The following is a 333-nucleotide window of genomic DNA, read 5'->3' on the forward strand; positions in this document are numbered from 1 at the left end:
AGTAACCCCGTCAGCCCCAGTAGGTCCAGTAGCCCCAGTAATTCCATCAGCCCCGGTAGGTCCGGTAGAGCCAGTAACCCCATCAGCCCCAGTAGGTCCAGTAGAGCCAGTAACCCCGTCAGCTCCAGTAGCCCCAGGTATTCCATCAGAACCAGTAGGCCCGGTAGAGCCAGAAACCCCGACAGAGCCAGTAGGTCCAGTAGCCCCAGTAATTCCATCAGCCCCGGTAGGTCCGGTAGAGCCAGTAACCCCATCAGCCCCAGTAGGTCCAGTTGAGCCAGTAACCCCGTCAGCTCCAGTAGCCCCAGTTATTCCATCAGAACCAGTAGGCCC

1 pseudogene is annotated in these 333 nt (G+C 58.9%); it reads right to left on the reverse strand.

What is annotated here, in order from left to right:
* Positions 1-333 (reverse strand): annotated as a pseudogene (locus JFL43_RS22215) (collagen-like protein); the annotation flags it as partial.

Source organism: Viridibacillus soli, assembly GCF_016612995.1.
Taxonomy (GTDB): Bacteria; Bacillota; Bacilli; order Bacillales_A; family Planococcaceae; genus Viridibacillus; species Viridibacillus soli.